Source organism: Rhodococcus sp. 11-3, assembly GCF_023704055.1.
In the GTDB taxonomy this organism is placed as follows: domain Bacteria; phylum Actinomycetota; class Actinomycetes; order Mycobacteriales; family Mycobacteriaceae; genus Rhodococcus; species Rhodococcus aetherivorans.
In genome coordinates, this window is the sequence record NZ_CP080406.1 from 3,072,126 (window position 1) to 3,094,470 (window position 22,345).

The 22,345-nt window shown below is 73.9% G+C and carries 24 protein-coding genes and 2 tRNA genes; 10 read left to right on the plus strand and 16 right to left on the minus strand.

Going from position 1 to position 22,345, the window contains the following annotated elements; translation table 11 throughout:
• The first annotated feature begins 2 nt into the window (after positions 1–2).
• Entirely contained in the window at positions 3–1,022 is a 1,020-nt protein-coding gene (meaB, locus tag KZJ41_RS14625) for a methylmalonyl Co-A mutase-associated GTPase MeaB (RefSeq protein WP_006939329.1), read from the plus strand.
• On the opposite strand, the gene KZJ41_RS14630 is transcribed toward meaB, so the two are convergent.
• The 6 genes from KZJ41_RS14630 to KZJ41_RS14655 all read right to left on the minus strand — a co-directional run bounded on the left by KZJ41_RS14630 (position 967) and on the right by KZJ41_RS14655 (position 7,319).
• Positions 967–2,397: a CoA transferase gene (locus KZJ41_RS14630; RefSeq protein WP_029543678.1), complete on the minus strand. Its 1,431-nt coding sequence runs from the start codon at positions 2,395–2,397 to the stop codon at positions 967–969. The two genes, meaB and KZJ41_RS14630, sit on opposite strands and share 56 nt — an antisense overlap.
• 21 nt (positions 2,398–2,418) lie before the next feature.
• Positions 2,419–3,363, minus strand: coding sequence for a sulfite exporter TauE/SafE family protein (locus KZJ41_RS14635; RefSeq protein ID WP_006939331.1), 945 nt, complete (start codon positions 3,361–3,363; stop codon positions 2,419–2,421).
• A gap of 284 nt (positions 3,364–3,647) precedes the next feature.
• Positions 3,648–4,892, minus strand: a complete 1,245-nt coding sequence (locus KZJ41_RS14640; protein ID WP_251549243.1) for a trans-acting enoyl reductase family protein — start codon at positions 4,890–4,892, stop codon at positions 3,648–3,650.
• Positions 4,893–4,902: 10 nt separating this feature from the next.
• Positions 4,903–5,289 (minus strand): DUF2784 domain-containing protein, encoded by a 387-nt coding sequence (locus KZJ41_RS14645; protein WP_006939334.1) that lies wholly within the window; start codon positions 5,287–5,289, stop codon positions 4,903–4,905.
• Positions 5,290–5,336: 47 nt separating this feature from the next.
• Positions 5,337–5,735, minus strand: coding sequence for a universal stress protein (locus tag KZJ41_RS14650; protein WP_185712751.1), 399 nt, complete (start codon positions 5,733–5,735; stop codon positions 5,337–5,339).
• Between the two features lie 141 nt (positions 5,736–5,876).
• Positions 5,877–7,319: an SDR family oxidoreductase gene (locus KZJ41_RS14655; RefSeq protein WP_006939337.1), complete on the minus strand. Its 1,443-nt coding sequence runs from the start codon at positions 7,317–7,319 to the stop codon at positions 5,877–5,879.
• A 146-nt stretch (positions 7,320–7,465) separates the two neighbouring features.
• Here KZJ41_RS14655 and KZJ41_RS14660 point away from each other — a divergent pair, with 146 nt between their 5' ends.
• Positions 7,466–7,690 carry a PLDc N-terminal domain-containing protein gene (locus KZJ41_RS14660; RefSeq protein WP_006939339.1) on the plus strand — a complete coding sequence of 75 codons (225 nt, stop codon included), beginning with the start codon at positions 7,466–7,468 and terminating at the stop codon, positions 7,688–7,690.
• A gap of 76 nt (positions 7,691–7,766) precedes the next feature.
• On the opposite strand, the gene KZJ41_RS14665 is transcribed toward KZJ41_RS14660, so the two are convergent.
• Positions 7,767–7,852 (minus strand) — tRNA-Leu (locus KZJ41_RS14665).
• Between the two features lie 225 nt (positions 7,853–8,077).
• Positions 8,078–8,163, minus strand: a tRNA-Leu gene (locus KZJ41_RS14670).
• A gap of 113 nt (positions 8,164–8,276) precedes the next feature.
• Between KZJ41_RS14670 and KZJ41_RS14675 the strand changes: the two genes are divergently transcribed.
• Together KZJ41_RS14675 and KZJ41_RS14680 are read left to right on the plus strand one after the other, a co-directional pair.
• Positions 8,277–9,638, plus strand: coding sequence for a M20/M25/M40 family metallo-hydrolase (locus tag KZJ41_RS14675; RefSeq protein ID WP_050035234.1), 1,362 nt, complete (start codon positions 8,277–8,279; stop codon positions 9,636–9,638).
• Positions 9,639–9,667: 29 nt separating this feature from the next.
• Positions 9,668–10,201, plus strand: coding sequence for a YbhB/YbcL family Raf kinase inhibitor-like protein (locus KZJ41_RS14680; RefSeq protein WP_006939343.1), 534 nt, complete (start codon positions 9,668–9,670; stop codon positions 10,199–10,201).
• Positions 10,202–10,311: 110 nt separating this feature from the next.
• Here the strand turns inward: KZJ41_RS14680 and KZJ41_RS14685 are convergent, their stop codons facing one another.
• Genes KZJ41_RS14685 through KZJ41_RS14695 form a run of 3 tightly spaced genes read right to left on the minus strand, consistent with a single transcriptional unit; the run spans position 10,312 to position 12,691 of the window.
• A complete protein-coding gene (locus KZJ41_RS14685; RefSeq protein ID WP_161995990.1) occupies positions 10,312–11,382 on the minus strand; it encodes a quinone-dependent dihydroorotate dehydrogenase in 1,071 nt (356 codons plus the stop codon).
• A 41-nt stretch (positions 11,383–11,423) separates the two neighbouring features.
• Complete coding sequence (locus KZJ41_RS14690; RefSeq protein WP_006939347.1) at positions 11,424–11,684, minus strand: DUF5703 family protein; 261 nt, start codon at positions 11,682–11,684, stop codon at positions 11,424–11,426.
• On the minus strand, positions 11,684–12,691 hold the full coding sequence (locus KZJ41_RS14695) for a hypothetical protein (protein ID WP_050035236.1): 1,008 nt from the start codon (positions 12,689–12,691) through the stop codon (positions 11,684–11,686). Before KZJ41_RS14695 ends, KZJ41_RS14690 begins: the two co-directional genes overlap by 1 nt.
• 138 nt (positions 12,692–12,829) lie before the next feature.
• Between KZJ41_RS14695 and KZJ41_RS14700 the strand changes: the two genes are divergently transcribed.
• Positions 12,830–13,177, plus strand: a complete 348-nt coding sequence (locus KZJ41_RS14700) for a hypothetical protein (protein WP_050035237.1) — start codon at positions 12,830–12,832, stop codon at positions 13,175–13,177.
• On the opposite strand, the gene KZJ41_RS14705 is transcribed toward KZJ41_RS14700, so the two are convergent.
• The 5 genes from KZJ41_RS14705 to KZJ41_RS14725 all read right to left on the minus strand — a co-directional run bounded on the left by KZJ41_RS14705 (position 13,130) and on the right by KZJ41_RS14725 (position 17,833).
• The gene (locus KZJ41_RS14705; RefSeq protein WP_050035238.1) at positions 13,130–14,032 is read right to left on the minus strand and encodes a heme ABC transporter ATP-binding protein; all 903 of its coding nucleotides are present in this window, start codon (positions 14,030–14,032) and stop codon (positions 13,130–13,132) included. The genes KZJ41_RS14700 and KZJ41_RS14705 overlap by 48 nt on opposite strands.
• Complete coding sequence (locus KZJ41_RS14710) at positions 14,029–15,108, minus strand: iron ABC transporter permease (RefSeq protein WP_251549245.1); 1,080 nt, start codon at positions 15,106–15,108, stop codon at positions 14,029–14,031. The genes KZJ41_RS14705 and KZJ41_RS14710 overlap by 4 nt, the downstream gene beginning before the upstream one ends.
• A complete protein-coding gene (locus tag KZJ41_RS14715; protein WP_006939356.1) occupies positions 15,105–16,115 on the minus strand; it encodes a hemin ABC transporter substrate-binding protein in 1,011 nt (336 codons plus the stop codon). The genes KZJ41_RS14710 and KZJ41_RS14715 overlap by 4 nt, the downstream gene beginning before the upstream one ends.
• Positions 16,112–16,786, minus strand: coding sequence for a heme oxygenase (biliverdin-producing) (locus KZJ41_RS14720; protein WP_006939358.1), 675 nt, complete (start codon positions 16,784–16,786; stop codon positions 16,112–16,114). The genes KZJ41_RS14715 and KZJ41_RS14720 overlap by 4 nt, the downstream gene beginning before the upstream one ends.
• Positions 16,787–16,894: 108 nt before the next feature.
• The gene (locus KZJ41_RS14725; RefSeq protein ID WP_029543698.1) at positions 16,895–17,833 is read right to left on the minus strand and encodes an aldo/keto reductase; all 939 of its coding nucleotides are present in this window, start codon (positions 17,831–17,833) and stop codon (positions 16,895–16,897) included.
• Between the two features lie 191 nt (positions 17,834–18,024).
• On the opposite strand from KZJ41_RS14725, the gene KZJ41_RS14730 reads away from it, so the two are divergent.
• Genes KZJ41_RS14730 through mshC form a run of 5 tightly spaced genes read left to right on the plus strand, consistent with a single transcriptional unit; the run spans position 18,025 to position 22,335 of the window.
• On the plus strand, positions 18,025–18,870 hold the full coding sequence (locus tag KZJ41_RS14730; RefSeq protein ID WP_170914091.1) for an undecaprenyl-diphosphate phosphatase: 846 nt from the start codon (positions 18,025–18,027) through the stop codon (positions 18,868–18,870).
• Between the two features lie 56 nt (positions 18,871–18,926).
• Entirely contained in the window at positions 18,927–19,607 is a 681-nt protein-coding gene (locus KZJ41_RS14735) for a histidine phosphatase family protein (protein ID WP_006939362.1), read from the plus strand.
• Between the two features lie 42 nt (positions 19,608–19,649).
• The gene (locus tag KZJ41_RS14740; protein ID WP_006939363.1) at positions 19,650–20,234 is read left to right on the plus strand and encodes a DUF3090 domain-containing protein; all 585 of its coding nucleotides are present in this window, start codon (positions 19,650–19,652) and stop codon (positions 20,232–20,234) included.
• A 4-nt stretch (positions 20,235–20,238) separates the two neighbouring features.
• Positions 20,239–21,042 (plus strand): SCO1664 family protein, encoded by an 804-nt coding sequence (locus KZJ41_RS14745; protein ID WP_050035239.1) that lies wholly within the window; start codon positions 20,239–20,241, stop codon positions 21,040–21,042.
• A gap of 51 nt (positions 21,043–21,093) precedes the next feature.
• Complete coding sequence (gene mshC / locus KZJ41_RS14750) at positions 21,094–22,335, plus strand: cysteine--1-D-myo-inosityl 2-amino-2-deoxy-alpha-D-glucopyranoside ligase (protein ID WP_006939365.1); 1,242 nt, start codon at positions 21,094–21,096, stop codon at positions 22,333–22,335.
• Positions 22,336–22,345 lie beyond the last annotated feature (10 nt).

Here is a 22,345-nt window from a genome sequence, read left to right on the forward strand (position 1 = left end):
GCATGGGCAGCACCCCGGTCGGCAGTCCCACCCGTCGGCCCGCGGTCGACGTCGACGCCCTCGCCGAGGCCGTGCTCGCCAACCGGCGGGCCGGCCTGGCGAAGGCGATCACCCTGGTCGAATCCACCCGGGACGACCACCGGGAGCAGGCACAACAGCTGCTGCTGCGCCTGCTCCCGGAGGCGGGCGGAGCGATGCGCGTGGGCATCACCGGCGTCCCCGGCGTCGGCAAGTCCACCTTCATCGACGCGTTGGGCATGTACCTGCTCGGCAAGGGCCACCGGGTGGCGGTGCTCGCGGTGGACCCGTCGTCGACCCGCACCGGCGGCTCCATCCTCGGCGACAAGACGCGCATGGCCCGGTTGTCGGTGCAGCGCGACGCCTACATCCGGCCGTCCCCCACGGCCGGCACCCTCGGCGGCGTCGCCAAGGCCACCCGCGAGACGATGGTGCTGCTCGAGGCCGCCGGATTCGACGTGATCCTCGTCGAGACCGTCGGCGTCGGGCAGTCCGAGGTCACCGTCGCGAACATGGTGGACTGCTTCACCTTCCTGACCCTCGCCCGCACCGGCGACCAGCTGCAGGGCATCAAGAAGGGCGTCCTCGAACTCGCCGACCTCGTCGCGGTGAACAAGGCCGACGGGCCGTTCGAACGCGACGCGCGGGTGGCGGCCCGGGAACTCGCCGGCGCGCTGCGGCTCGTGCACCCGCACGACGCGGTGTGGAAACCCCCGGTGATCACCATGAGCGGCCTGGAGGGCGCCGGCCTGGACACGTTCTGGGACACCGTCCTCGAACACCGCCGGGTGCTCACCGAGGCGGGCCTGTTCGAGGAGAACCGGCGCCGCCAGCTGGTGGACTGGACCTGGACCATGGTGCACGACCAGCTGCTGCGCCGGCTCGAGACCAACCCGCGGGTGCGTGCGCTCCGCGGCGATGTCGAACGCGCCGTGCGCGACGGCTCCCTCACGGCAGCCCTGGCCGCCCAGCAGATCCTCGACGCGTTCGACGCCGCACCCTAGACACCGGAGCCGGGGCCCAGGCCGCCGGATCGGCGCCCCACGCGCGGGCCGGGAACGGATAGTCCGGATACTCGGCGAGCGCGGGCCGGGCCGCGGTCACCGCCGCGTGCGTGGCCACGGTGCCCGCGCCGGGGCTCGCCGGCGTCGCCGGGTGCGGGTTGCGGCCGGGCGCCTGCAGCAGCCACGCCCCGGTGCGGGCCAGCGCGACCGCTGCGTCGCGGCCCCGCCCGTCCCGGAGCCGCGCGGTGAGCGCGTCGAGCACCCCGGCCGCGAGCAGGTAGCCGCTCGCGTGGTCGAGAGCCTGCACCGGGAGCACTCCCGGCGCGTCCGGGCGGCCCTCGACGACGGCGATCCCGGAGGCGGCCTGCACGATCGAGTCGAAGCCGCGACGGGGCGCCCACGGCCCGGACCATCCCCACGCGCACACCCGGCCGTGCACCACGCCCGGCCGGGCCTGGTGCACGGGTGCGCCGATCAGCGCGTCGAGCGCCCCGGGCCGGTAGCCGGTGAGCAGCACGTCGGCGTCGGCGAGCAGGCGGCGGCACGTCTCCCGGCCGCGGGCGGTGCGCAGGTCCAGCAGCGCGGTGCGCTTGCCCTGCCCGTTCTCGGCGTGCTGCCAGGCGATCTCGGGCAGCGCGGGCGGATCCACCCGCAGCACGTCCGCCCCCAGCATGGCCAGCGCCCGGGCGGCGACGGGGCCGGCGATCACCCGGGTCAGATCCAGCACCCGGATCCCGGTCAGTGGCCGCGCCGGATCGCCGCCCGGCCGGGTCTCGCCGGCACTGTCGGACCGGGCGAGGATCCGTACCAGCGGGCCCGCCGCCGCGCCCCGGCCCTGCGCGCTCGTGGCCCACTCGTGCTCGGTGCGCACCCGCACCGCGATCGCGTCGTGCGCGGCGGCCGCGTCCTCGACCGCCGCGGCGGGCAGCTGCCGGATCCGGGCGGCGCAGTCGTCCCGGCCCGCACCGTCCGGCAGGTCGAGTGCGCGGAGCAGACGCACGCGGTGGTGCGGGTAGTTGGCGTGGGTGCGCACCCACCCGTCGGCGGCGGCGAAGAACCCGGACAGTGCCGCGAACCCGTGAACGGGCCGGCCGGCCAGGCGCAGCATCCGGTCCCCGGCGAACGAGGCGGCGATGCGCTCCGGGTCGAGCCGCGCCCCCTGCGGCTCGAGTCCGCGGGTGTGGCGGTATCGGTCGGCGGCCGACGCGAAGGCCGCCACGGCCCCCGTGGCGAGGTCGCCCACCGGCAGCCGGGCGGCGAGGAAGTGCCCGGCCGGGGCGCAGCGGATGCCGGTGGCCGGGTCGGCCGGGACGTCGAGGCCGGCGTCGGCGAGGGCGGCGCTGTAGTCGTCGAGCAGGGCGAGGGGGCGCGTCATGCGCCGAGCCTAGAGCGAGGTTCAGCTCGTGCGGTCCGCGGCCGGCTCGCGCAGTTCGGGGCGGGCCGGCTCGAGGCGTTCGAGCGCACCGGCGGATTCGGCGCGGGTGAGCCGGGAGCGGCGCCACGAGACCGTGAGCAGCGCGATCCATCCGGCCACGATCAGCAGGTACAGCAGGGTGGAGGCCGTGCCGGAGATCTCGAACGCCGTGAACAGCTTCTGCGCGTTGGTCAGCACGATGACGCCGCCGACGGCGGTGCCGAGCAGGGTGGCCGGCACCCGGCTGACCAGCCATGCCGCGATCGGCGCGGCGATCGCCCCGCCCAGGGCGAGACCGGCCACGACGAGGAGGTTGCCGAGCGATTCCCGGCCGAGACCGACGAGGAAGCCGATGCTGGCGGCGAGCGCGACGAGGAACTCGGAGGCGCTGACCGAGCCGATCACCGTCCGCGGGGCCGTCTTGCCGCGGGAGAGCAGGGTGCTCGTGGTGATCGGCCCCCATCCACCGCCGCCGCTGGCGTCGATGAACCCGCCGAACAGGCCCAGCGGAGACAGGAACCTCGCCGAGTGCGGCGAGGTGCGGGCGTGCGCGACGGCGGGCGGCCGGACGGAGAACCGCAGCGCCACATAGACACCGATGGCCAGCAGGATCGTCGATGTCACCGGAATCGCGGCCTCGGTGGACAGGCTGGAGAGCACGGTGGCGCCGAGGAATGCGCCGACCGCGCCGGGCACGCCCAGCTTCGCGACCACCCCCCAGTCCACGTTCCGGAACCGCCAGTGCGAGGCGCCGGAGACGAGGGTGGTGCCGACCTCCGCGAGGTGCACGGCGGCGCTGGCGTGTGCGGGGCCGATCCCGCTGAAGATCAGGAGGGTGGTGGCGGTGACACCGAAGGCCATGCCGAGGGCACCGTCGACGAGCTGTGCGCCGATACCGACGAGCGTGAACACCAGGAGAGCGAACATGCAGAAGACTCCGACCACGAAGGAGCGAACCGGGGGAGGGTGGGCGGCGGACGCCGCTCAGCAACACTCCTGGTCGAAGCACGCGCCCCGTCGGGTGGGCCAGAACGCCATCAACGCGAGCAGGGTGGCCGGAGCCGCCGCGATGCTCGTCGCCTGCACGTTCGTGTCCCTTCGCCGGTCTGCTGTCCGCCGCGCTCGCGACGATCCGTCCGAGCATAGCCGGTCGTGCGCGGCGGCGGCATCTTCGGGCGGCGTGTCGCGCCCGGGGATGCCGCCGCGGCCGGTCACGGCAGGCGCCGGGCCGTGATCTCGAATCCGGCGGCGCGCAACCGGTCGGTGAGCACGTCCCCGAAGGCCGTCGCGGGGGTGAGCACCCCGCCGCCCGCGTGGAGACGGTCGCCGCCGAGGATCAGCGACAGCGCCGACTCGCCGAGCATCACCGCGGTCGCCTTGTACCCGGGATCGCCCTGGGCGGCGACGCGGGCGGTGTAGCGGGCGCCGGTGCTCGTCGTGGTGTACAGGTCGATGGTGAAGAAGCCGCGTTCGCGCGCCGACTCGGACGGGCCCTGCCCGGGCGCGGGCAGCACCTTGTCGAGCAGGAACCGGGTCGGGGGGAACGCCAGGCCCGCCACCAGCGCCCCGAAGCCGGCCGCGACACCGGTCGCCACAAGGGGCGACAACCGCGACGAGCCGACGTTCATCACCTCCCGGTAGCGGAACCGCGGCCCGTACGCCCAGCCGGTGAGCGCGTTGCTGCGGCGCACCACCCGCGTGTTGTAGGGGCCCATGAAGAACGGTGCGAGCCGGCCGGACAGCTCGGGGGCGACGGACTTCCCGTCGACGGTCGCCAGGTCGTTCTGCCGCCCGAGGTCCGGCTCGCGGGACCGGTCCGGCGACAGCGAGTACGGGGCGAGGGCGACCTTGCGGGCCTCGGCGTCCCGGCGCACCACGTCCACCTGGGTGCGCATCGAGTCGATCGTGCCGCCGCTGACGCCGCCCCGCATCGCACGCACCACCAGGGTCGTGTCGGTCAGGTCGCCGGCGCCGTCGGCCTGTACGGCCCGGTGCAGCGCGTGCACGCCGAGGTCGGAGGGGATCGAGTCGAATCCGCAGGAATGGACGATGCGGGCGCCGGTGCGGCGGGCCACGTCGTCGAACCGGTCGATGCTCTCGCGGTGGAACAGCACCTCGCCGGTGAGATCGACGTAGTCGGTGCCCGCCTCGGCACAGGCCTGCACCAGCGGCAGCCCGTACTTGGCGTAGGGCCCGACCGTCGTGACCACCACGCGGGTCCGGGCGGCGAGGGCGGCGAGCGACTGCGGGTCGCCGGCGTTCGCCGCGAGCACCGGCCAGGCCGCCGCGGCGGCGCCCAGCCCGGTGCGGATCCGTTCGAGGCGCTCGGCGGAGCGGCCGGCGAGCGCGATGCGCACCCCTTCGGGGGCGTGCTCGGCGAGGTAGGCGGCGGTGAGCCGGCCGACGAAGCCGGTGGCGCCGTAGACGACGATGTCGAGATCGCGGGAGGCAGTCATGCGCCACACCCTACTGCCGGGTAAGTCGGGATGCGACGCGGCTCACACGACGGCGCCGCAGCCACCAGCCGAGCCAGGACACCACGATCGTCACCGCCACCGCGGCCCGCACGAGCCCCACCGCCGATTCCGGGTAGATCACCCCGGTCAGGTAGTGGTCGATGAACCCGCTCGGCGGCAGGCCGGCGATCCCGGCGCGGCGCCGCGCCCAGTTCTCCAGATCGGTCAGCGGGCAGTCGAACCCGACGAGGACGGTGGCGAACCCCCACACCACCGCCACGACGTGCAGCACCAGCGTGCGGGGCCACCGCCACGCCAGGAAACCGCCGAACGTCACATACAGCAGGAAGGCCAGGTGCACGACCACGGTGACGTCGGCCAACAGCCGGTACGCCATGCCGCCAGCCTATCCGGATCGGGCGGGGGAGCGGCAGTTCCGGGCTTCTATCCTGCGTCCGCGTCGGTGCCCTTGACGACGAGGACGGGCACCGGCACCTCGAGCAGCAGCCGCTGCAGGCGTCGTTCCAGCAGGAACTTGCCGAGCGCGTTGCGGTCGCGGGTGCCCACCACGAGACGTTCCGCGCCGGACCGCTCCACCAGGTCGACGAGGGCGCCGACCGGGTCCCCGTCGTGCACCGCCGTCCGCAGCTCCCACCCGTCGGCGCCGAGGGTGGCGGTGACGTCCGTGCGGACCGACTCGAGTTCCCGCTGCCCGGACGGGCCGTCGTCGTCGACCGCGACGAGCACGAGGGTCGTGCCGTCGCTGTGTGCGGCCTCGCGGGCGGCCGTGGTGAGCGCGGCATGTCCTTCCGGGGTCGCGGCGTGGACTACGGCAACGGGCATGGGGTCCTCCGGGGGCGGCGGTGACGTGTGCCTTCCAGTATCCCCGTCCGGGGGTCTCCCTGGCCGCTCCCGGCGGTGTGGAACTGGTCTCCACCTGCGGGGACGTGTCGGATGGATCTCAGCTGCCGGGTGCCGGCGCGCTCACCACGGGGCCGGGCGGTAGTCCTTGAGGAAGCAGCCGTACAGGTCCACCCCGGCCTCGCCCTGCACGATCGGGTCGTACACGCGGGCCGCCCCGTCGACGAGGTCGAGCGGGGCGTGGAAGCCCTCGTCGGCCAGGCGCAGCTTCGTGTGGTGGGGCCGTTCGTCGGTGATCCAGCCGGTGTCGACGGCGGTCATGAGGATCCCGTCGGCGCGCAGGTCCTCGGCGCTGGTGCGGGTGAGCATGTTCAGCGCGGCCTTGGCCATGTTGGTGTGCGGGTGCCCGGCGCCCTTGTACCGGCGCCCGCCGAACTGCCCCTCCATCGCCGAGACGTTCACCACGTACGTGCGGCGGGCCGGGGACGCCGCCAGGGCCGGTCGCAGGCGATTGACCAGGATGAACGGGGCCACGGAGTTGCACAACTGCACCTCGAGCAGTTCGAGCGGCTCGACCTCGCCGACCGTCTGCACCCAGCTGTTGGTGTGCACCAGATCGGGCAGCAGGCCGCCGGCGTCGACCGCGACCCCGGCAGCGATCCGTGCGGGAGTCGCCGACCCGGCGACCAGCGCGAGCGAGGTGAGCGACTCGGCGGTCAGCTCGGACGGCAGCGACCCGGCCAGCGCGGCCGGATGGGCGTCCGAGGGTTTGCCGAAGGTGAGCACCTCCGGCAACGGACCCGCCGGCAACGGGCCGGACTCGGACTCGGCGAGGGCGGAGTACGCGCCGGGGGAGCGGCGCACGGTCTGCGCGGCGTTGTTGACGAGGATGTCCAGCGGGCCCTGCGCGGCCACGTCGTCCGCGAGCGCCACGACCTGGGCGGGGTCGCGCAGGTCGATGCCGACGATCCGCAGCCGGTGCAGCCAGTCGGGGCTGTCGTCCATGGCGGCGAAGCGGCGGATCGCGTCGTTCGGGAAGCGGGTCGTGATCGTCAGGTGGGCGCCGTCCCGCAGCAGCCGCAACGCGATGTACATGCCGATCTTGGCGCGGCCGCCGGTGAGCAGCGCCCGCCGTCCCGTCAGATCGGTACGGGCGTCCCGTTTCGCGTGGTTCTCCGCAGCGCAGCGCGGACACAGCTGGTGGTAGAACGCATCGACCCGGGTGTACTTGTCCTTGCACACGTAGCAGCCCCGCGGCCGGATCAGGGTGCCCGCGCTCGCCCCCGGTGCGTTCGAGCTCAGCGCGATCCCGGCCGTCTCGTCGTCGATGCGGGTGGGCGATCCGGTCGCCGTCGCCGCGAGCACCTGCCGGTCCGCGGCGACCTTGGCCCGGCGGGTCTCGTTGCGGCGCAACTGCTTGAGCTTTTTGAACATGCTCCCGACGGCGCGCTGCACCGTCACCGAATCCGGATGGTCGGCGTCGAGCTCGTCCACGAGGGACAGGACGCGGAGGCAGGTGGCGAGGTCGGCCGGGTCGATGCCCGACGCGTCGGTGTGCGAAGTCATGGGCCTGTTCGTCGTGTGGTGCGGTACCGACCGATGGTATCCGGCGGTGCGCGCGGGGCCGACCCCGCGGGACCTGTGGCCCTGCCCACGGCGCCCGAAACCTGGCAGGCTCGGGCCGGAAGGATCCCCGACCCCAGGAGACGACGATGACCGCACGGCGCCGCCCGAAGTTCCGCGACCTGTCCCCGTGGCAGCAGACGCTCGTTCTCACGCTCGCCTGCGTGCAGCTCTCGCTCGCGGCGACGGCATGGATCGATCTGGCGCGGCGCCCGGCGGACAAGGTCGCGGGCAGCAAGGCGAAGTGGGCTGCGATGATCGCCGTGAACTGGATCGGTCCGATCGCGTACTTCCGCCGCGGCCGGATCGGCTGAGCGGCTCCGGCGCCGCAACGGCGAAGGCCCCGAACCTGATCGGTTCGGGGCCTTCGCCGTCTGTCTCGACTCGGAGTGTCCGAGGGGGGACTTGAACCCCCACGTCCGTTAATAGGACACTAGCACCTCAAGCTAGCGCGTCTGCCATTCCGCCACTCGGACATGCTGATGCTCCCCGCTCCCGCGGGTGCCGTTTCAGCGTAACCCACCCGGGCGCGCGGTCCCAATCCGCTGGTCAGCGGCCCGCGTCCGGCCGCCCCGGCGTCCGGGGGGGAACGCTCCGGCGGTGCGCGCCGCCGGGCCCGACGGACGGCCGCGCGGCGCCGCAACGGCGAAGGCCCCGAACCTGATCGGTTCGGGGCCTTCGCCGTCTGTCTCAACTCAGAGTGTCCGAGGGGGGACTTGAACCCCCACGTCCGTTAATAGGACACTAGCACCTCAAGCTAGCGCGTCTGCCATTCCGCCACTCGGACCTGCTCCGCTCCCACTTCCGCGGGCGCTGTGAAAGAGTAACCCACCGCGTCGCGGCGCCCAAATCGCCCCGCCCACCTGCGTGTTTGCCGAGATCGATGGTAGACAGGGGACCGTGTCCACAACATCGAATCCCGCCCAGCCGGCCGGCGGATCCCGCGCCGAGGCCGAAGTCGTCGACCTGGTGTCGCAGCTGATCCGCTTCGACACCTCCAACACCGGAGACCTCGCCACCACCCGCGGCGAACGGGACTGCGCGATGTGGGTGGCGGCGCGGCTCGAGGAGGTCGGCTACACCACCGAATACGTCGAATCCGGGGCTCCCGGCCGGGGCAACGTGTTCGCCCGCCTGCCGGGTGCCGACCCGTCCCGGGGCGCACTGCTGCTGCACGGGCACCTCGACGTGGTCCCCGCCGAACCGGCCGACTGGAGCGTGCACCCCTTCTCCGGCGCCGTCGAGAACGGCTACGTCTGGGGTCGCGGCGCGGTCGACATGAAGGACATGGTCGGGATGATGCTGGCCGTCGCCCGCCGATTCAAGGCCGAGAACATCGTGCCGCCGCGCGACCTGGTCTTCGCGTTCCTCGCCGACGAGGAGGCCGGCGGCACCTACGGCAGCCACTGGCTCGTGCGGCACCGCCCCGACCTGTTCGACGGCATCACCGAGGCCGTCGGCGAGGTCGGCGGATTCTCCCTGACCGTGCCGCGCCGGGACGGCGGGGAGCGCCGCCTCTACCTCGTCGAGACCGCCGAGAAGGGCCTCGGCTGGATGCGGCTGACCGCCAAGGGCCGCGCCGGCCACGGCTCGTTCCTGCACGAGGACAACGCCGTCACCGCCCTCGCCCGGGCCGTCGCCCGGCTCGGCACCCACACCTTCCCGCTCGTGCTGACCGACTCCGTCGCCGAGTTCCTCGCCGCCGTCGCCGAGGAGACCGGACTCGACTTCGATCCAGCCTCGCCCGACCTCGACGGCACCCTCGCCAAACTCGGGTCCATCGCCCGCATCGTCGGCGCCACCCTGCGCGACACCGCCAACCCCACCATGCTCGACGCCGGGTACAAGGCGAACGTCATTCCCCAGACGGCGCAGGCCGTCGTCGACTGCCGCATCCTGCCGGGCCGGCGCGCCGAGTTCGAACGCACCGTCGACGAACTGATCGGCCCGGACGTCACCCGCGAGTGGATCACCGACCTCGACTCGTACGAGACCACATTCGACGGCGAACTCGTCGAGGCGATGAACGCGGCGATCCTGGCCCACGATCCCCTCGGCCGGACCGTGCCCTACATGCTCTCCGGCGGCACCGACGCGAAGGCCTTCGCCAAGCTCGGCATCCGCTGCTTCGGGTTCGCCCCGCTGCAGTTGCCCCCGGAGCTGGATTTCGCCGCGCTGTTCCACGGGGTGGACGAGCGTGTCCCGGTCGACGCGCTGCGTTTCGGCACCCGCGTCATGGAACACTTCCTGCTGCACGCCTGAGCACACCAGCACCCAGAGAAAGGACCGGTATGGCCCACGACCCGTACGCGCCGCTGCCCGACCTGCCCACGTTCGAGCTCACCAGCGAGGACATCACCGACGGTCGGCCGCTGAAGCCGGCACAGGCCAGCGGGATCTTCGGGGTTCCCGGCGGGCAGGACATCTCCCCGCAGCTGTCGTGGTCGGGCTTTCCCCCCGAGACCAAGAGCTTCGTCGTCACCGTGTTCGACCCCGACGCGCCGACCGCGTCCGGGTTCTGGCACTGGGCGGTGGCGAACATCCCGGCCTCGGTGACGTCGCTGCCCGCCGGCGCCGGCGACGACACCGGCTCCGGCCTGCCCGAGGGCGCGGTCACCCTGAAGAACGACGGCGGCCTGCACCGATTCCTCGGCGCGGCCCCGCCGGCCGGGCACGGCCCGCACCGCTACATCGTGGCCGTGCACGCCCTCGACGTGGACAAGCTCGACGGGGTGGGCACCGGCTCGACGCCCGCGTTCCTCGGCTTCAACGTGTTCTCGCACGCGATCGCGCGCGCGACGCTGCACGGCACGTTCGAGCAGTAGACCGCGTTCCGCGGATCGCCTCCGCACCGGAATCGGACAGGCACACCCGTCCGGACGGGTGTGCCTGTCCGGACGGGCGTGTCCCGGCCCGCCGATCCGGGCTCGGCGGATCAAACGCGGGCGTCCGCGCCGACCGCCTCGGCGACCGAACCGAAGCCCGCGGCCCGCACCTTGCGGGCGAGGCCCTTGTGGATGCGGCGCGCCCAGAACGGGCCGCCGTAGATGAAACCGGTGTAGCCCTGCACCAGCGACGCGCCGGCGAGGATCCGCTCCCACGCCTGCTCGGCGGTCTCGACGCCGCCGACCGAGATCAGCACCAGCCGGTCACCGACCCGCGCGTGCAGCCGGCGCAGCACCTCGAGCGAGCGCTCCGCGACCGGCGGACCGGACAGGCCGCCGGCGCCGATCTCCGCGATCCGGGCCGGGTCGGTGCGCAGCCCGTCCCGCCGGATGGTGGTGTTGGTGGCGACGATGCCCGCCAGCCCGAGCTCGACGGCGAGGTCGGCCACCGCGTCGATGTCGGCGTCGGACAGGTCGGGGGCGATCTTCACCAGGACCGGCACGTGCACGGTGTCCAGCACCGCCGCGAGCAGCGGCCGCAGCGACTCGACCGCCTGCAGGTCCCGCAGCCCGGGCGTGTTGGGGGAGGAGACGTTGACGACGAGGAAGTCGGCGAGCGGGCCGAGTAGCCGCGCGCTGGCGGTGTAGTCGTCGGCGGCGTCTCCGGGCGCGACGATCTTGGTCTTGCCGATGTTCGCGCCGATGGGGACGGTGTGCACGCGGGTGCGCAGGCGGTTCGCGGCCTCCCCGGCCCCGTGGTTGTTGAAGCCCATCCGGTTGATCAGCGCCCGGTCCGCGGGCAGGCGGAACAGCCGGGGCGCCGGGTTGCCGGGCTGCGCCTGGGCGGTGACGGTGCCGATCTCGGCGAACCCGAAGCCGAGGGGGCCCCAGGCGTTCACCCCGGCGGCGTCCTTGTCGAAGCCGGCCGCAAGGCCGAGCGGGGCCGGGAACGTCACCCCGAACACCGTGTTGCGCAGCACCGGATCGTCGACGACGAGGACCTTCGCGATCAGCGCCCGCAGCGGCGGGACCCGGGTCGCGAGCCGCATCGCCGTGAACGCGATGTGGTGGATCCGCTCCGGCGGCAGCAGGAACAGCAGTCGAAGGAACAAGCGATACACGTAACACTCCCTGCAGGCCCGGGCGGTGCCCGGGGTCGGCGTCAACGAACGGTGGGTTCGGGAACGTGGTGGCCGGTCTTGCGGCGACGCAGCAGCACCCGGCGGCTGCCGTCGGGATACAGCCGCACCCGCGTCAGCTCCCAGCCGTGGAACTCGGCCTGGATGGCGAGCCGCAGCGACGCGCTGACCCGGGACACGTCGCGCGGCAGCCGCAGCGGCACGTACTCGTACTCGTCGTTGCTGGTGTCCCAGCCCACCGGCAGCCGGGTCCACCGGCCGCCCACCTCGCGTGCCCCTGCCATCACACACCCCCGATCGGGATCCGCTGCAGTCCGTCCCCGGTCGCGGACCCGATCACCAGGACCGCGTCGGTGGCGTCGACCGCCACCGAGTTCGGTTGCCGCACCGTCGCGTACCGGCCCCGCTCCTGCGGAATCCCGGTCGACAGATCGTAGCCGATGACCTCGTTGCTGCCGGTCGAGGTGACCCACACGAGATCGTTCGCGGTGTCGTAGGCGACGCCGTACGGGGCGTTCGGCACCGGGTAACGCTGGCGCAGCACCAGCGGGTCGAGGGTGTACACATGCAGTTCCCCGCCGCGGGTGTCGGTCACCAGCACCCGGCCGAACGGATCGGTGGTCAGCTGCGTGGCGCCTTCCCCGGCGCGCAACGCCAGCCCCAGATCACCCTCGGCGACGTCGACCTCGGTCAGCGAGGTCTGGCGACGGTCCAGGGCGGCGAGCGACGTGCCCACCGCGGCGAGCGCGTCGACCGAGGCCAGGCCGGGGACGGTCTGCGTCGCACCAGACGGGTCGACGACGTGGGTGACACCGTCGGCGGTGCCCACGGCGAGGCGGCCGTCCGCCAGCACGGCCGCGGCGCGGGCGTCGCCGTCGACCGGCACCTCGGCGACGGTGCCCGCCCGCACATCCACCCGCGCGACGACTCCGGGACCGGGGGCCAGGACCTCGCCGTCGGCCCCGGGAACCACGGTCACGGCCGCGGCCGGCAGCGCGACCTCGCGGGGCGTCGCGGCCGGATCGGCGGCCCCGAGCAGCAGTAGCCGCGACCCGTCGTCGGTGAGCGCGGCGACCGTACTCGTGCCAGGATCGACGGTGAGGGCGTCGACGGCACGGCCCAGCGCCTGCACCGTTCCCGCCGGCGGGACGGCCGGCGCCGGAGCCACGGCCGGCGTGGCCGCGTCGATGGTGGGCAGGTTGTCGCCGCTGTTCGAGGAGGAACACCCGGTGACCAGCGCCAACGCGAACCCCACCGCCGCGGCGGCGCCACGTGCTGCCGGTCTGCCCATCGTCTCGCTCCTCGTACTCGTCCACGGTCGGTCCGGGGCGGCACCGTCGCCGGCCCCGCACCCGACCCCCAGTGTTCCTGATCGCCGCGGCGCCGCCGCAGGCGCCTCGCCCGCCCTCCACCCCGCGAGGAGACCGATGTGACCTGGCCCACCGGCTCGGCCGACGTGCCCGCCGACGGCTTCGCCGTCGAATACGTCAGCCCGGGCGTCCACGCGCACGGGTTCGGTCGCACCGACGAGGGACAGCCGTTCTCGTTCCGGGTGCGCCGCAAGACGCTGCGGGTGGAGGTGTACCGGCCCGCGGGCCGTGTCGCCGTCCCCACCGCGGCGGACGTGATCGCCCGGGCCCGGGCGTCGGTCGCGGAGATCGACCTCGCCGACGAACGCAGCGTGGTGGCGGCGGTGCGGGACACCGTCGCGCGCGCCCGGCCGTGCCGGTCACCGACGCTGCTCGACCGCGTGCTCGGGATGCTGCCGGGCCGCTGACCCCGCCGCACCCGCCTCGCGGTGCCGCGGCGGCCGGTGCGGCAGCACCAGCGGTGCGCCGGTCTCGGGATGGGCGTGGACCCGCACCGGGTAGTCGTACACGCGGGTGAGCAGCTCGCCGGTCAGCACCTGCGCGGGCGGGCCGTCGGCGGCGACGCGGCCCCGTTCGAGCACGCAGATCCGGTCGGCGTACGCCGCGGCCAGGTCCAGGTCGTGCAGCACCACCACGACGGCGGTGCCCGCGTCGGCGCGGGCCCGCACCACCTGCATCACCGTCTCCTGATGGCCCAGATCGAGCGCGGCGGTGGGCTCGTCGAGCAGCAGCGTCTCGGTGTCCTGGGCCAGTACCCGCGCCAGCGCCACCCGGGCCCGTTCGCCGCCGGAGAGCGCGGGGAACGGCCGGTGCGCCAGGTGCGTGACGTCGGCCTCGGTCAGCGCGGCTGCCACCAGGGCGTCGTCGTCCCGGCTGCGCCCGGTGCGCGCCCACGCCGCGCGACCCATCCGCACCACCTCCAGCGCGGTGAACGCGAAGCCGACGGCGTGCTGCTGCGGCAGCACCGCCCGTCGACGTGCCAGGGCGGCGGCCGAGAACTCCTCCAGCGGGCGGTCGCCGACCGCCACGCGGCCCGCGGCGACGGGATGGTCGCCGGCGAGCGCGGCCAGCAGGGTGGACTTGCCGGCGCCGTTGGGGCCGACGAGCGCGAGCACCTCCCCGACCCGCACCTCGAGGTCGACGCCGTCGAGGACGACGCGGTCCCCGCGGCGGACCCGCACCCCGGCGGCGCGCAGCGTCACCGCGCCGCGGCCGGCACGGGCCGGCACGTGCCGGTCCGGCCACGGCAGGCGCGGGCTCACGCCCAGCCTCCCTGGCGCGCCCGGGTGCGGCGCAGCATCCAGAAGAACACCGGGCCGCCGACCAGCGAGGTCAGCATGCCCAGCGGCAGGTCCGCGTTCTCCACCAGGGTGCGGGCGCCGAGGTCCGCGGCCAGCAGCACCACCGCGCCGCACAGCGCGGCGGCGGGGATCAGCACGCGGTGCGCGGGCCCGAGCGCGATCCGCATCAGGTGCGGCACCACGAGGCCGACGAACAGGATGATGCCGGTGAACGCGACCCCGGAGCACACCAGCACGGCGACGATCACGATGGCGGCCTGCCGCACCCGTTCGACGTCGACACCGAGATGCCGCGCGACGTGCTCGCCGAGGGCGAGCAGGTCCAGCTTCGGGGCGAGCACGACGGCCGCCGCGATCCCGCCCAGCGCCAGCGGCGCGACCACCACCACGACGTCCCACGTGGCCCCGCCCAGGCTGCCGAGCTGCCAGAAGACGATCTGGTCGCGGGCGGCGGGGGTGGCGACGAAGGTGAACAGGGCGATCAGGCCGCCGGCGAACGCGTTGACCGCCACGCCGGTGAGGATGACCGTCACCACCTCGGTGCGGCCCTCGGAACGCGAGAGCACGTACACCAGGCTCGTGGTCAGCAGACCGGTGGCGAACGCGGCGCCGGCCAGGGCCCATCCGGCGGTGAACGCGCCGCCGAGCACGATCGCGGCGCACGCGCCGACGGCGGCGCCCGCGGACACGCCGATCACGCCGGGCTCGGCCAGCGGGTTGGCGAACACCCCCTGCAACAGGGCCCCCGCGCAGCCCAGCGACGCGCCGACCAGGACGGCCAGCACCACCCGCGGGAACCGCACCTCCCACAGCGTGACCTCCCCGGCCGGGTGGGCGGGCAGCGGCCCCAGGTCGAGCCCGGCGCGGTGCAGCACGCTGCCGATCACCTCGGCCGGCGACGTGGGCACCTGCCCGAGGCACGCCGAGAGCACCGCCAGCACCAGCAGCGCGACCGTCAGGCCCGCGACCACCGCGGCGGTCCGGCCGCGGTGCGCGGCGGGCAGCCGGGCGGGCGCGGCGGTGTCGACGGCGCTCATGCCGGCGCGGCGGGGTAGAGCGCAGCGGCGAGCGCGGCGAGCACCCGCCCGGTGTCCGGGCCGAAGCTCAGCAGCACCGAGTCGGCCATGTCGACGACGTTGCCGTCGCGCCCGGCGGGGGTCTGCGCGACGCCGGGCAGCTGGGCGAGCCCCGCGGGTCCGCCGACGGAGGCGAGGCTCTCGGTCATGATCAAGATCACATCGGGGGCGGACGCGATCATCGCCTCGCTGGTGATCGGGGTGAACTCGGAGGTCAAGCCGGCGACGGTGCCCGCGTCTCGGCCACCGAGGGCCTCGACGAGCGCGTCGGCGCCCGACCCGGGACCGCCGAGCATCTTGATCGCCGACCCGCGCAGGTACAGGAACGCCACGGTCGGGCGGTCGCCGTCGTCCGGCACGGCCGCGCGGGCCGCGGCGATCTCGTCGTCGGTGCGCTGGGCCAGGGCCTCACCCGCCGCGGGCACGCCGAGGGCCCGGGCCACGAAACGGATCTGCTCGCCGACCGTCGCCAGCGTGCGGCGCGGGTCGACGAACACCACCGGCACGCCCGCGGCCCGAAGCTGCTCCTGCACCGCCAGCGGGCCGACCGACGTGTCGGTCAGCACCACCGTCGGGGCCAGGGCCAGGATCGCCTCGGCCGAGAGCCCGTGCCCACCAGGGGTGACATTGGGCACCTGCTCGACGGCGGGGAAACCCGCCGTCGACCGCCCCACCAGCCGGTCCCCCAGACCGAGGGCGAACACGGTCTGCGCGAGGGTGCCCGACCGATCGGCGGTGACGATGCGGGCGACGTCGGTGACGGTGACCTCGGCGCCGTCGACGCTGCGGACCGTCACCGGCAGCGCCGGGGCGGGAGCCTCGGTGATCGGCCGCGGGTTCGGGTCGTCCACCACCGCGGTGCGCGCCCCGGTCCCGGCACCCCCGGTCGGGGCGGCCGAACAGCCGGCGACGAGCGCGACGAGCGCGAGCGCCGCGGCGAGGAACGCGAAGAGGCCGCGCCGCGTCATGGCAGGGGAGGGGTCGTGCGGTACCGATCGAGGTCGGCGGCCAGGTCGGCGAACAGGTCGCCGTTGAGCCCGAACACGAGGTTGGCCTCGTCGATCACCGTGCGCTGCTGCACCTCGTCGAGCGGCGCCGCGTCCAGCTTCGCCCGGTAGGCGTCCTTGAACGGTTTGGGCTTGGGAATGTCGTCGAAGATGTAGAACCGCAGCCCGTCCCGGTCGAACCCGTAGGCCCGCTCGAGCATGCGCCGGATGATCTGGCCGCCGGACAGGTCCCCCAGATACCGCAGGTAGTGGTGGGCCAGGAACACCTCCGGCCGCGCCGCGGCCACCCGCTCGAGCCGCGCGACGTACCGCTCGGCCGCGGGCAGCGGCGCGATCGTCTCCCGCCACCGCGGGCCGAGCAGGAACGTCAGATCCGCCTCGAGCGCCGGGGTGCGCAGCAACGCGTCGTCCAGGAAGGGCCCGGCGATCGGGTCGCCGGCATGGCCCCGGCCCACCCGCTCGAGCGCCTCGTAGACGAACCACGACTGGGCGAGCAGCGCCGCGTAGCCCTCCCGGGTGAGCCGGCCGGCCAGCAGTTCGGTGACGAACTGCGCGTTCTCGGTGTCGCTGTGCGCCTGCGCCGTCTCGCGCCGGAGCCGTTCCGCGAACCCCGTGACCTCGATCGCGGTCATCGACCGGTTCCTCCTCGTGCCCGACGTCCACCGTCGGCGCACCCACGCCGACCTAGAAGACAGGCTAACCTGACCCGGCGGCGGATCCGGGGGGCGACGTGTCCGAGGTCACGCACTGACGTCGTCGAGCGCGGCCGCGATCGCGGCCGGCAACTCCAGCTCCTCGGCCACCAGCACCCCGGTCAGCTGCGCCAGATCCCGCGCGCCGACCACCGTGGACGCCACCGCCGGCCGGTCCCGCACCCACGCCAGCGCCACCGCCAGCGGCGACGTCCCGAGGCCGTCCGCGGCCGTCGCCACCGCCTCGACCACCCGCGCCGCCGGCTCGGTCAGATAGCTGCGCACCTCCTCGGTGTGCACGTCGTCGGCGCCGCGCGAGTCCGCCGGGATGCCGTCGCGGTACTTGCCGGTCAACACCCCGCCCGCCAGCGGCACCGCCGCGAACACCCCCACCCCGTGGTGCAGGGCCGCCGGGATCAGCTCCTCCTCGACCCCGCGCGCGAGCAGCGAGTACTCCACCTGCGTCGCCACCAGCGGCGCGTGGCGCGTCGCCACCGCCGCGGCCGTCGCCAGCTGCCAGCCCAGGTACCCACGCACCCCCACGTACCGGGCCCGGCCGCTGGTCACCGCGAACTCCAGCGCCGCCGCGACCTCGTCGACCGGCGTCCGCGGATCCCACGTCGCCACCTGCCACAGGTCCAGGTGGTCGGTGCCCAGCTCCCGCAACGTGCGGTCCAGCTGCGTGAGCAGGCCCGCACGGGAACAGTCCACCCGGCCCGCCCCGACCTTCGAGGTGTCGATGCCCGAGCTGCCGGACACCACCAGCTGATCCCGCGGCACCACGTCGTCGAGCAGCTCCGCCAGGATCCGCTGTGCCACCCCGTCGCCGTAGGCGGGGGACGTGTCGACCAGGGTGCCGCCGGCGTCGACGAACGCCGACAGCTGCGCCGCCGCCTCGTCCCCGTCCGTGCCGCGTCCCCAGCTCAGGGTGCCCAGACCGAGCCGCGAGACCCGCAGCCCGCTCGCACCCACCGTTCTGTGTTCCATATCCGCCCGCGCCTCGTGACCATCCGACCGACGGGGCCGATCCGCCGCAGCCGCGACCGCCGCCCCTGACCCAGCACCCTAGTGCCGCGAGGCCGCGAAAACCGTTCCGCCGCGCCGCGTACCCTCGCCCAGGTGAAAATCGACCCCACCCCCGGCGACCGTCCCCACGATCACCCGGAGGTCGCCGCGTGATCGGCGAATCCATGACCTGGCTCCAGACCCTCGTCCTCGGCCTCGTGCAGGGTCTGACCGAGTTCCTCCCGATCTCGTCCTCCGGCCACCTGCGGATCGTCTCGGAGATCTTCTTCGGCACCGACGCCGGCGCGTCCTTCACCGCCGTCACCCAGCTCGGCACCGAGGCGGCCGTCCTGGTCTTCTTCGGCAAGGACATCGTCCGCATCGTCGCCGCGTGGTTCCGTGGCCTCGCCCACCGCGAACACCGCAGCGACCTCGACTACCGCATGGGCTGGTACGTGATCGTCGGCACCATCCCCGTCGGCGTCCTCGGATTCCTGTTCAAGGACCAGATCCGCACCGGCGCCCGCAACCTGTGGCTCATCGCCACCATGCTCATCGTGTTCGCCCTCGTCATCGCCGCCGCCGAACGCTACGGCCGCAAGACCCGCAAGCTCGACGAACTCACCCTCCGCGACGGCATCCTCATGGGCAGCGCGCAGGCGCTGGCCCTGATCCCCGGGGTGTCCCGCTCCGGCGGCACCATCAGCGCCGGCCTGTTCCTCGGCCTGACCCGCGAGGCCGCCGCCCGGTACTCGTTCCTGCTCGCCATCCCCGCCGTCGTCGCCTCCGGCCTGTTCAGCCTCCCGGACGCGTTCGAACCCGCCGGGGAGGGCCTCAACGCCTCCGGCGCCCAGCTGTTCGTCGCCACCGCCGTCGCATTCGCCGTCGGCTACGCCTCGATCGCCTGGTTGCTCAGGTTCGTCGTCAACCACTCGATGTACTGGTTCGTCGGCTACCGCATCGCCCTCGGCGCCGTCGTCCTGGCCCTGCTCGCCACCGGCACCATCTCGGCCACCTGACCCCGGGACCCACGCCGGGCCCGCTCGTCGGGCGCCCGGCCCATTAGGCTGGCTTCATGACGGTCATCCTGCTGCGGCACGGGCGCTCGACGGCGAACACCTCCCGGGTCCTCGCCGGCCGCACCCCCGGCGTCGAACTCGACGAGATGGGCCACATCCAGGCCAAGGGCCTCGTCGACCGGCTCGCCGGCCTCACCATCGCCGAGATCGTGCACTCGCCGCTGCTGCGCTGCCGCCAGACGGTGACCCCCCTCGCCGCCGACCGCGGCCTGACCCCCCTCGTCGACGACCGCCTCGTCGAGGTGGACTACGGGCAGTGGACCGGCCGCGAACTCGGTGACCTGCTGAAGGAACCGCTGTGGAAGGTGGTCCAGCAGCACGCCTCGGCCGCGGTGTTCCCCGACGGCGAAGGCCTCGCACAGGTCCAGGCCCGCGCCGTCACCGCCGTCCGCGAACACGACGGCCGCCTCGCCGCCGCCCACGGCGGCGACGTCGTCTGGATCGCCTGCACCCACGGCGACGTCATCAAGGCCGTCCTCGCCGACGCGCTCGGCACGCACCTCGACGGCTATCAGCGCATCGTCGCCGAGCCCGCCTCCCTCAGCGTCGTCCGCTACACCGAGACCCGCCCGTTCGTGCTGCGCGTCAACGACACCGGCTCGGACCTGTCCGGGCTCGCGCCGCCGGCGCAACCGGCGCCCGTGCCGGGCGGGGAGGTCGGTCCCCGCGGCGGATAATGGGAGAGCGACACCGGATGGATTCGACAACGAGGAGGTGCGATGGCCCGCGCGATACATGTCTTCCGGACCCCGGACCGGTTCGTCGCCGGCACCGTCGGTGAACCCGGCGACCGGGTGTTCTACCTGCAGGCCGTGCACGCCTCCCGGGTGGTGAGCGTGATGCTCGAGAAGCAGCAGGTGCAGATCCTCGCCGACCGCATGGGCCTGCTGCTCGAGGAGGTGCACCGCCGCTTCGGCACGGACCTGCCCGAAGACGCGGACGTCGACATCAGTCCGCTTGTCACCCCCATCGACGCGGAGTTCCGCGTCGGGACCATGGGCCTGGGCTGGGACGCCGACAGCGGCAACGTCGTCGTCGAGCTGCTCGCCGTCACCGAGACCGAAGTCGACGAGTCCGTCGTCCTCGACGACGCCGAGGAGGGCCCGGACGCGGTCCGCGTCTTCCTCACCCCCCAGCAGGCCCGCGAATTCGCCGCCCGGTCCGAACTCGTCGTCGCCGCCGGCCGCACCCCGTGCCCGCTGTGCGGCGAACCGGTCGGCGGCGGCCACATCTGCGTACGCACCAACGGGTACCTGCGCACCGAGGGCTTCGACCCCGCCGCCTGGCTCGGCGAGGAGACCTGAGCCGGTGGGCAGCCCCGACGTCCGCACCGTGCTCACCGACGGCGAACTCACCGTGGTCGGCCGCGTCGTGCACGCCAGCAACGCCACCCTGGTGTGCGACGCCACCCTCGACGCGACCACCGTGCGCTGCGTGTACAAGCCCGTCCGCGGCGAACGGCCCCTGTGGGACTTCCCCGACGGCACCCTCGCCGGCCGGGAGGTGGCCTCCTACCTCGTCTCCGAGGCCCTCGGCTGGGGCGTCATCCCCACCACCGTGCTGCGCGAGGGACCCTTCGGGACCGGCATGGTGCAGCGGTGGATCGACACCCCCGACCCCGCCGACCCGCCCGGCCGCCTCGACCTGGTCGACCTGTGCCCGATCGACGCCGTCCCGCCCGGCTGGCTGCCCGTCCTGCGCGCCCGCGATCTCGACGGCACCGACGTCGTCCTCGTCCACGCCGACGACCCGCGACTGCAGCGCATGGCCGTGCTCGACGTGATCCTCAACAACGCCGACCGCAAGGGCGGGCACGCCCTCGAGGGCGTCGACGGCGGCGTGTACGGCGTCGACCACGGCATCTGCCTGCATCGGGAGAACAAGCTGCGCACCGTGCTGTGGGGCTGGGCCGGCAGCCAGGTCGACCCGTCGCTGCTCGTCGACCTGGACAAACTCGCCCGCGAACTCGACGGCGAACTCGGGCAGCGGCTGGGCACCCACATCACCGCCGGCGAGGTCGCCGCCCTGCGGGGCCGCGTCGGCGCCCTGCTCCGCCGCCCCGTCATGCCCCGCCCGGTCGGAGAGCGGCGCATCCCCTGGCCGGCGTTCTGAGGACCCGGCCTCCGTCCGGAGCCGCCCGCGCCCTCTACTAGGCTCGTGCGCATGCTGTCATGGTCCGACATCGCGCTCCCGTCCGTCCCCGGTCAGGGCCCCCCGCTCCGGCTGTACGACACCGCCGATCGCGCGGTCCGCCCCGTCACCCCGGGCCCCACGGCCACGATGTACGTCTGCGGCATTACCCCCTACGACGCCACCCACCTCGGTCACGCCGCCACCTACCTCGCCTTCGACCTGGTCCACCGCGTGTGGCGCGACGCCGGCCACGACGTGCACTACGTCCAGAACGTCACCGACGTCGACGACCCGCTGTTCGAACGGGCCGCCCGCGACGGCGAAGACTGGATCGTCCTCGGCATGCGCGAGACCGCCCTGTTCCGCGAGGACATGGAGGCGCTGCGCGTCCTGCCGCCCCGCGACTACATCGGCGCCGTCGAATCCGTCGGCGAGGTCGTCGAACTGGTCGAGAAACTCGTCGCCTCCGGCGCCGCGTACATCGTCGACGACGCCGAATACCCCGACGTGTACTTCCGCGCCGACGCCACCGAGCAGTTCGGCTACGAATCCGGCTACGACCGCGCCACCATGGAGCACTTCTTCGCCGAACGCGGCGGCGACCCCGACCGGCCCGGCAAGCGCGACCCGCTCGACGCCCTGCTCTGGCGCGCGCAGCGGCCCGGCGAACCGGCCTGGCCGTCCCCGTTCGGCGACGGCCGCCCCGGCTGGCACATCGAATGCGCCGCCATCGCCCTCAACCGCATCGGCAGCGGCTTCGACGTCCAGGGCGGCGGCAGCGACCTGATCTTCCCCCACCACGAATTCTCCGCTGCCCACGCCGAGGCAGTCACCGGCGACCGCCGCTTCGCCCGGCACTACGTGCACACCGGGATGATCGGCCTCGACGGCGAGAAGATGTCCAAGTCCCGCGGCAACCTCGTGTTCGTCTCCAAGCTCCGCGGCCAGGGCGTCGACCCCGCCGCCCTCCGCCTGGGCCTGCTCGCCGGGCACTACCGCACCGACCGCGCCTGGACCGATCAGGTCCTCGCCGACGCCCAGGCCCGCCTCGCCCTGTGGCGCGACGCCGCGGCCCTGGGCTCGGCCCAGTCCGCCGACGACACCATCGCGCGGCTGCGTCAGCACCTCGCCGACGACCTCGACACCCCCAAGGCCCTCGACGCCCTCGACGCCTGGGCCCGCTTCGCCGTCGACCGCGGCGGCGACGACACCTCCGCGCCCGTCGCGTTCGCGAACGCCGTCGACGCTCTGCTCGGCATCCCGCTGCGATAGAGCGCATCGA

Coding starts and splice junctions, on each gene's coding strand:
- meaB (WP_006939329.1), top strand. CDS start 3: ATGGGCAGCACCCCGGTCGGCAGTCCCACCCGTCGGCCCGCGGTCGAC.
- KZJ41_RS14630 (WP_029543678.1), bottom strand. CDS start 2,397: ATGACGCGCCCCCTCGCCCTGCTCGACGACTACAGCGCCGCCCTCGCC.
- KZJ41_RS14635 (WP_006939331.1), bottom strand. CDS start 3,363: ATGTTCGCTCTCCTGGTGTTCACGCTCGTCGGTATCGGCGCACAGCTC.
- KZJ41_RS14640 (WP_251549243.1), bottom strand. CDS start 4,892: ATGACTGCCTCCCGCGATCTCGACATCGTCGTCTACGGCGCCACCGGC.
- KZJ41_RS14645 (WP_006939334.1), bottom strand. CDS start 5,289: ATGGCGTACCGGCTGTTGGCCGACGTCACCGTGGTCGTGCACCTGGCC.
- KZJ41_RS14650 (WP_185712751.1), bottom strand. CDS start 5,735: ATGCCCGTTGCCGTAGTCCACGCCGCGACCCCGGAAGGACATGCCGCG.
- KZJ41_RS14655 (WP_006939337.1), bottom strand. CDS start 7,319: ATGACTTCGCACACCGACGCGTCGGGCATCGACCCGGCCGACCTCGCC.
- KZJ41_RS14660 (WP_006939339.1), top strand. CDS start 7,466: ATGACCGCACGGCGCCGCCCGAAGTTCCGCGACCTGTCCCCGTGGCAG.
- KZJ41_RS14680 (WP_006939343.1), top strand. CDS start 9,668: ATGGCCCACGACCCGTACGCGCCGCTGCCCGACCTGCCCACGTTCGAG.
- KZJ41_RS14690 (WP_006939347.1), bottom strand. CDS start 11,684: ATGGCAGGGGCACGCGAGGTGGGCGGCCGGTGGACCCGGCTGCCGGTG.
- KZJ41_RS14695 (WP_050035236.1), bottom strand. CDS start 12,691: ATGGGCAGACCGGCAGCACGTGGCGCCGCCGCGGCGGTGGGGTTCGCG.
- KZJ41_RS14710 (WP_251549245.1), bottom strand. CDS start 15,108: ATGAGCGCCGTCGACACCGCCGCGCCCGCCCGGCTGCCCGCCGCGCAC.
- KZJ41_RS14715 (WP_006939356.1), bottom strand. CDS start 16,115: ATGACGCGGCGCGGCCTCTTCGCGTTCCTCGCCGCGGCGCTCGCGCTC.
- KZJ41_RS14720 (WP_006939358.1), bottom strand. CDS start 16,786: ATGACCGCGATCGAGGTCACGGGGTTCGCGGAACGGCTCCGGCGCGAG.
- KZJ41_RS14725 (WP_029543698.1), bottom strand. CDS start 17,833: ATGGAACACAGAACGGTGGGTGCGAGCGGGCTGCGGGTCTCGCGGCTC.
- KZJ41_RS14735 (WP_006939362.1), top strand. CDS start 18,927: ATGACGGTCATCCTGCTGCGGCACGGGCGCTCGACGGCGAACACCTCC.
- KZJ41_RS14740 (WP_006939363.1), top strand. CDS start 19,650: ATGGCCCGCGCGATACATGTCTTCCGGACCCCGGACCGGTTCGTCGCC.
- mshC (WP_006939365.1), top strand. CDS start 21,094: ATGCTGTCATGGTCCGACATCGCGCTCCCGTCCGTCCCCGGTCAGGGC.